This is a genomic window from Streptococcus sp. HMSC071H03 (genome assembly GCF_001813035.1).
GTDB lineage: Bacteria > Bacillota > Bacilli > Lactobacillales > Streptococcaceae > Streptococcus > Streptococcus anginosus.
The window spans coordinates 54443-60361 of sequence record NZ_KV811162.1; the positions used below are offsets into that span (position 1 = coordinate 54443).

7 protein-coding genes are annotated in these 5919 nt (G+C 37.4%); all 7 read right to left on the reverse strand.

Features of this window, described 5'->3' with window-relative positions:
- The coding region (locus tag HMPREF2887_RS05260; RefSeq protein ID WP_148131501.1) for an ATP-binding cassette domain-containing protein at window positions 1–274 on the reverse strand (274 nt) is incomplete at its 3' end.
- Between the two features lie 160 nt (window positions 275–434).
- Entirely contained in the window at window positions 435–839 is a 405-nt protein-coding gene (locus tag HMPREF2887_RS05265; protein WP_021001422.1) for a DUF3021 domain-containing protein, read from the reverse strand.
- Between the two features lie 12 nt (window positions 840–851).
- Entirely contained in the window at window positions 852–1307 is a 456-nt protein-coding gene (locus HMPREF2887_RS05270) for a LytTR family DNA-binding domain-containing protein (RefSeq protein ID WP_037590258.1), read from the reverse strand.
- A gap of 25 nt (window positions 1308–1332) precedes the next feature.
- Window positions 1333–2196, reverse strand: a complete 864-nt coding sequence (locus HMPREF2887_RS05275) for an ABC transporter permease (protein WP_021001421.1) — start codon at window positions 2194–2196, stop codon at window positions 1333–1335.
- 1 nt (window position 2197) lies between these two features.
- Entirely contained in the window at window positions 2198–3064 is an 867-nt protein-coding gene (locus HMPREF2887_RS05280) for an ABC transporter ATP-binding protein (protein WP_021001420.1), read from the reverse strand.
- A 152-nt stretch (window positions 3065–3216) separates the two neighbouring features.
- Window positions 3217–5196 carry an FtsX-like permease family protein gene (locus tag HMPREF2887_RS05285; RefSeq protein WP_021001419.1) on the reverse strand — a complete coding sequence of 660 codons (1980 nt, stop codon included), beginning with the start codon at window positions 5194–5196 and terminating at the stop codon, window positions 3217–3219.
- On the reverse strand, window positions 5177–5919 hold a 743-nt coding region (locus HMPREF2887_RS05290), incomplete at its 5' end, for an ABC transporter ATP-binding protein (protein ID WP_084740773.1). The genes HMPREF2887_RS05290 and HMPREF2887_RS05285, both read right to left, overlap by 20 nt.

Here is a 5919-nt window from a genome sequence, read left to right on the forward strand (position 1 = left end):
CGAAACCTAATTTTTCCCGACGGAAGCTCGAAGCTTGACTGTTTTTAATCGTCGCTGTATCCGTGCCATTGAGAAAGACGCGTCCTTCGGTTGGCTTGTCTAGCATGGCAAGAATGTTGAGCAGAGTGGACTTCCCAGAGCCAGATTCCCCCATAATAGCGACATAATCGCCCTCATCTACTGTAAAATGGATATCTTTCAGCGCTTCTACTTGGTTGCCTTGAAAGCGGGTTTTGTAAATTTTCTTCACGTGTTGTACGTCTAATAGTGTCATCATTTTCTCCTAACAATTTATATATATCTATCATACTGAAAAGAAAAGTAACTTTCCATACTTTAACCTTTCATTTTTGACTTTTATCTTACATTTTTGTAAGAAAAAAGGCTTGGACAAATGTGTCCCCAGCCCTCTGGATATAACTACAAGACCTAAGCTATTCTTTTGTACGGTTTCTTCTTAATTTTACAAGTGATTCATTGATTTTCTTTGTTTTTAGATAAATATCTAAGCGAACAAATAGCCAAATTAAAATATAAATAACAATGAAATCTAGCCAAAATTCAGCTCGCACAAGATTGAAATCCCAGCCATTATAAATCATCATCACACAAACTACAATTAAAGTTAGGAAAAAATGAATCGTTAACTGTAGCAAATAAGAAAAATTTTCAACCTCAAATAGTAAAGTAAATAAGCCAATCAAAGCACTCATTATCAAGATACTGATGATATTAGCAGTTGTCGCTTGGGATTCTTGAATCCGAAAAGCTAAGACAAGTAAATAAACCAAGGAACCAGTGCGCAGACCTTCTAGCATAGACACTACAATTTTTTTCATGTTTGTTCCTTTCTACAAACCGAGATAATCCATTAACAATCTGACGTATTTCCGACTGACACTTGACTTAATTTTGTTTGTCAATCTAGCCGTCATATTTCCTGAAAAGCTATCCGATAATGATAACAAATGGTCAATATTGATGACAGCGTGTTTTGAAATTTGAATAAAGTTTTTACGATTAACCCGACTTTGAAAATGTGTGAGTGTTTCGGTCGTCGCATAGATACCATCCACACAATACACCATCAATGTTGTCTGATTGATGTCTGCCAAAATAATCTGATCCGTCTTTACCATGACAATTTTATCATCTGTTTTAATGGGAATAGCATTCACATAAAACGACTTGTACTGATGTAAATATTCAAAAATTTCTTTGGCTTCAGCTTCTAACTCGTCCGCTTGAATCACAACAAGTGGATCATTTGAAGGAATGGTTGGATTCATTTTGAATTTAGTCTGCAAAAAATTTCTCTAACTTTCTATCAATTTAAGCAGTTTTAGTCCACCGATTGGTAGCAAACTGTTGGATTGTCCAAATGACAAGCAAGGCAACTAAAACTACTACAACTATATAGTATGTTTCTTTCATTGTCAATAGAGATTCCCACTTTAATTGAATGCCCATCATCTTTTCAAAATAATCTTGCGCTGCTGTATTATGATGAAAAGCAGTAGCTAAACTATCTTTCATCATTACTTGTCTAAAGAGAGAAGCAATATACGTGGAGGGAGTACATTTCATTATCGTTTGAGCAAATGACGGAAGAACCCCTATTGGAATATAGGTTCCAACTAAGAAACCAGAGGCAGCTCCGATAATCGTTGCTAGCTTTCCAAGCGTATCTACTGATTTGAAGTGATTCACAAGGATACCATTGAAAATCGAACATAAGAGTGCATTGAGCACCATAATAAGGAGGATTTGAGGAAGCAAAGTCCAATCAACGACAATCTGATCGTCCCAGATAAAGTAGCCTTCCATGATAGTAAACATGATGATCTGCATCAAAAATCCAATGATGGCAGTACTCAGAAGGTAACTGATAGACAAGCCCCAGAGTCCCAAATCTGTCAGAACTAGGTCTTGTGTTACGTTACTTTCTCTATCTTTCGCTAGTTGGGAAAAACTCGAAAAGGTTGTGGTTAACCCTGTAATGGCAAGCGTTCCACCAATCAACCACGAATCCAATAACTGATTGGTATGAGGGACTTGACTCCAAGAGGTCTTGATATTTGCTTTCAAAAAAACTAAGTATAATATAAAGGAAATCATGGCTCCAAGAAGGGATAAAACCACTCCACTACGATTACGAAAATATAGTAAAAAATTTCTTTTAATGATCATTATCATTTTAACGTACCTCTCTTCCTGTCAACGCCATAAAAGCATCGTCCATTGTTCCTGGTCGAAATTCAAATTGTCGAATAAAAGAGCGACCACACGTTAGAATCTCTAAAGCCTCTTCTGTCGTTTCTGGGTGAATCAACAGTTCATTCACTCTTACTTCCTCAAAAGGAATCTCTTCCTTCAAAATTTCTTTAAAATCAGCAGTATCGGTCACGAATACCTTGAGAAAATTCTGAGCATATTGCTCTTTAATCTGATTAGCAGAACCTTTGGCAGTCACTTGACCGTGATCCACAATATAAATCATATCTGCATCATCTGCTTCATCTAAATAATGAGTGGTTAAGATAACCGTCATCTTCTCTTTTATTTGCAACTGGTGAATCAGCTCCCAAATGGCTTTCCTAGTTTGAATATCTAAACCAGTAGTTGGTTCATCAAGAAAGAGAATATTTGGGCTATTCAGCAGAGCACGGGCAATATCCACTCGTCGTTTTTGTCCACCTGATAAAGTCCCATATAATTGCGTTGAGAAATTTTGCAATCCCAATTGATTCACTAAGCTATCAACTTTTCCTTTATCAATATCCTTATATTGACCTGCTCTAATTTCTAAATTTTCTTGCACCGTTAGCATGTCATCTAAAACACTGTTTTGGAAAACAACACCTAATTTAATGGGGTTATCATACAGTATCTCTCCTGCCGTAGGCTGCAAAAGTCCTGTCAACATTTGAATCGTTGTAGACTTTCCAGCACCGTTTGGTCCTAAAATAGCGGTAAAACTTCCTGTTTCAATCTGAAGATTCAAATCATTCACAGCTTGCTTATTATCATAGACTTTGCTAAGATGGCGTGTTTCTAGTAGCATAACGTTCCTCCAATAATTTATTTTACGAACTTATCATACTCCTCACTTTTAAAAAAATCTCGCACTTTTGGATAAGAGGTTCTACTAGCTAGATAAGAAGTCAGATTTACAAGATAAAAACCACTCGCCAAAAAACGAATGGTTCAAAATACTTATTGTGCTACAATCTTTTGGTAGCTTCTGGAGGTCATTACAAACACTAAGATGTAAACTAAGAGGAAGACACCGCAAGTGGTTATCGTTGTTTGAATGAGTAATGGTATATTTGTTGCACCTAAGAGAGCTACAATCAGCTGCAACATATGAAAAGCAACAGCGATATGAAGAAAGGCAAAGATAAGTGGTAAGAAGAAAACTGTTACGATTTGCTTCCGAATCGTTGCCTTCGTTTGCTTTTCATCCAGTCCAACTTTTTGCAGAACGATAAAGCCTTCACGATCTTCATAACCTTCTGAAATTTGTTTGTAATAAATCACAAGAACTGTTCCAAGTAGGAAAATCGTCGAAAGGAAAATTCCGATAAATAGAAGAGTCCCAATCACACCCTGATATTCTTTTTCAATGCGATAACGTTCAGAAACACTGATAATTTTACTTTCTTTCCCTTGCTGATTATGAAGAGCATTAAAAATACTCTCTTGCAGATTAACCTTTTTATTAGCCGATTGAATACCAATAAAATACGTGTAACCGTCTTTCAAACCCACTTGACTTGGTTGATTGACAACCAGATACATCATTTTTTGCGATACCATACTGGATGCATTGGCAATCTTTCCATGTGCAAAATCTGTTGTCAAACGCTCTTTGATCTTCCACGATTTCCCATTGATGGTCAGATCTTGTTTTTGATTGATTTGAAGATTTTTGGTATAAAGAAGCGTTTCATTATCCGTTAAATTAACCTTACTCCCAGCCATTTTTTCATACTCTTGAGAGCTAATGACAAGGAAAGTAGCCATTGATTTTTGAGCTTCTTCTACATTTAATCTAGCTGTGTTTTCAGGAATCGTTAGCTGATTGCCATTGATTTTTGAAATAGAAGAAATTTGATAACTATAATCTTCATACTTAGCATCACGTATCCCTTTTTTGTGCACTACGTCTTTTACCGCCTGTAAAATTGCAGCATTTTTAGCCATCGTTCTACTTGTAATTGAAATATTATAATCCTTTGGATGCAAAGAAGTCATATAATCTTTCCCACCCACATAGATATTAATAGAGCCAACCAAGGTTACTAACAGCATAGTTGAAAGGATAGAAATTGTAGCCAGACCTGCAGCATTTTTACGCATACGAGAAATCAAATTCGAAACAGAAATAAAATTTTGTATTTTGTAATAGTATCTCTTTCGTTTCTTTAAGAATTGCAAAAGCGTAATCGTTCCTGCATTAAAGAGAAGATAGGTTGCTAAAACAACCATGAGAACTGCGATAAAAAAATTAAAAATCGCAGCAACTGGTTTCTCAACTGTGAGCGCAATATAATAAGCCACAGCAAGAAGTCCAAGTCCTAAAAGTGTCTGCAAACCAAGAAATCGTCCTTTCTTCTCTCCAGCCTTCTTTTCTTTCATCAAATGAAGCGAGCTGTACCGAAGCAGACGCGTGGAATTTAAAAATAGAATCAACACAAAGGCAAGACCTAGACTGGCTAAAACAATAAAGACATTTAACCATTGGAAGGTCGAGGCAATGACTACTTTCATTCCCATGAATTTGAGTAAAACGGCAAAAAGGATTTTGTCTAAAAGGAGACCCAAAGCAAGTCCAAGTCCAATAGTCACTAGAGAGAAATAAAACATTTCAAAGAAAGTCATCAGCAACAAATGACGTTTCTCCATTCCTAAAATGCTGTATAATCCTAACTCTTTGGAACGATTTTTCATGACAAAGCTATTGGCATAAGTAATCAAGATAAGAACTGCAATTTGAATGACTGAAATACCAAATTGTAGAGTCATACGAGCCGCAGTACCACCGTAAGTAGCTTCTAAGTTTGGACTGTGAGCAAGTGATACAAAGCTATATAAAATTGCTGTTGCTACAATCGTTGCCAACGCAAAAGGATAATATAAACTACGGTTTTTTACCAGATTTGAGATGGCTAATCTATTCGTTAGTTTGAACATAATCATTCACCTCGCTTGCCATGACCGTTAAGGTATCAGAAATCTCTTGGAACATCTGCCGCTCCGTCTTGTCGCCTCGGAAAATCTGATTGTACAAAATCCCATCCTTGATAAAGAGCACACGTTTGGCGCGACTTGCCGCCGCTGTCGAATGCGTCACCATAAGTATCGTTTGACCACGATCATTAATGTCATCAAATACATCTAAAAGCGCCGCAGAGGATTTTGAATCAAGCGCCCCAGTTGGCTCGTCCGCTAATAAAATCTCCGGCTCAGTAATAATCGCTCGTGCCACTGCCACCCGTTGCTTTTGACCACCTGAAATTTCATAGGGATATTTTTCTTGCAGTTGGTTAATTCCCAATTCGTTACAAATTGTAACTAGCTTTTGCATCATTTCCGTGATGGGACGGCGCGATAGGACGAGCGGCAAAAGAATATTGTCCTTGACCGAGAGCGTGTCTAACAGGTTGAAATCTTGAAAAACGAAACCTAATTTTTCCCGACGGAAGCTCGAAGCCTGACTGTTTTTGATTGTCGCGGTGTCGGTGCCATTAAGAAAGACACGTCCTTCGGTTGGCTTGTCTAGCATGGCAAGAATATTGAGCAGAGTGGATTTCCCAGACCCCGACTCACCCATGATAGCGACATAATCACCTTTGTCCACCGTAAAATGAATGTCTTTCAGTGCTTCTACTTGGTTGCCTTGAAAGCGGGTTTTGT

Excerpts from the sequence above, each read along its gene's own strand:
- HMPREF2887_RS05265 (WP_021001422.1), bottom strand. The coding sequence starts at position 839 with ATGAAAAAAATTGTAGTGTCTATGCTAGAAGGTCTGCGCACTGGTTCC.
- HMPREF2887_RS05275 (WP_021001421.1), bottom strand. The coding sequence starts at position 2,196 with ATGATAATGATCATTAAAAGAAATTTTTTACTATATTTTCGTAATCGT.
- HMPREF2887_RS05280 (WP_021001420.1), bottom strand. The coding sequence starts at position 3,064 with ATGCTACTAGAAACACGCCATCTTAGCAAAGTCTATGATAATAAGCAA.
- HMPREF2887_RS05285 (WP_021001419.1), bottom strand. The coding sequence starts at position 5,196 with ATGTTCAAACTAACGAATAGATTAGCCATCTCAAATCTGGTAAAAAAC.